Annotated in this window: 2 protein-coding genes; one reads left to right on the top strand and one right to left on the bottom strand. The window is 42.8% G+C overall.

Annotated features, from left to right (window positions below; translation table 11 throughout):
• Positions 1–218 (bottom strand): methylglyoxal synthase (locus A3756_RS23780; RefSeq protein WP_082865471.1); only part of this gene is annotated, 218 nt, incomplete at its 3' end.
• 502 nt (positions 219–720) lie between these two features.
• Between A3756_RS23780 and A3756_RS23775 the strand changes: the two genes are divergently transcribed.
• The gene (locus tag A3756_RS23775) at positions 721–1,038 is read left to right on the top strand and encodes a cytochrome c (RefSeq protein ID WP_197470243.1); all 318 of its coding nucleotides are present in this window, start codon (positions 721–723) and stop codon (positions 1,036–1,038) included.
• Positions 1,039–1,118 lie beyond the last annotated feature (80 nt).

Here is a 1,118-nt window from a genome sequence, read left to right as displayed (position 1 = left end):
TCAGCAATTAGTGCGCCTATTTGCTGGTCACCACCTAAAGGGCCGCTTTGAACACGGTTCACGCTTAGGCCTGTTTTTTCTTCGATGAGCTTACCGCTTGTTCCTGTCGTAGTGAACTGGCAGCTACTTAAAGCTTCGATATGCTGGTTTAGCCAAGCAACAAGGTCGCTTTTACGATTATCGTGAGCGATTAAAGCGATATTTTCAATTGGATTCATTCTGTGTCCCGAGTTGTCTCACTCATTATTATCATTCTTGGAAAGTGATAGAGAGGCCCTGGAAGCCAACGTAGGTTTTCAGGGCCGTCTTAAAATATAAGTCTAGCTAAGATTTTGCTTTGTATATAAATTACTTAAAAGCTATTGCAAATTTGTGACATTATTTGGCTGTATTGGCCCAGGATGGTGAATGCTTAGGCAAAAAAAAGCCCCGGAAAACCGAGGCATAACAAGTTACCACACTTGATTAAAACGAGCGATCAAGACTAATACTTGACGCTATAGGTTCAATATAACGTACTTGATAGCAATACCAGTTGACTCAGGTCAAGTAAGCCGGAAACCGGGTAGAGATAGCTTCGTGCTATGTAATAAGATGCTGTTGTGCCGCTGAAGTCTCATGACAAATATTGTCCCTTGAGCTAAGCTATGTGCATTACGCTGATAATACGATGGATTGTCGGATTAAGGTAAAACCTTGGTAAAAATAGAGAGAGAAATAATGATGAGAAAGCTAGTTACATCGGTTTTGGTAGCGGGTTCACTTGCAGTAAGTGGAAGTGTTGTAGCAGGTGATGCTGCTGCGGGTAAAGCTAAATCAGCAGTATGTGCAGCCTGTCATGGTGCTGCCGGTATTGCAGCTATTCCAACTTACCCTAATTTGGCAGGACAAAACGAAGCTTATTTGGTGAGCTCACTGAAAGCTTATAAAACCAAGCAGCGTAACGGTGGTATGGCGGCAATCATGCAGGGCCAGGCAGCTGCATTGAGTGACGCTGATATTGATAATTTAGCGGCTTACTACGCTTCTTTAAAATAGTCTTGTTTGTTCCTCAGGCCATTTAGTTAACTTGTAGGTAGCTGGGAAACCATACTCATCGGGTAGGGTAGTTCCTAAGT

Source organism: Oleiphilus sp. HI0086, assembly GCF_001635225.1.
The sequence above is the reverse complement of the archived record's forward strand: the minus strand, read 5'-3'. Positions and strand labels throughout refer to the sequence as shown.

Excerpts from the sequence above, each read along its gene's own strand:
- A3756_RS23775 (WP_197470243.1), top strand. The coding sequence starts at position 721 with ATGATGAGAAAGCTAGTTACATCGGTTTTGGTAGCGGGTTCACTTGCA.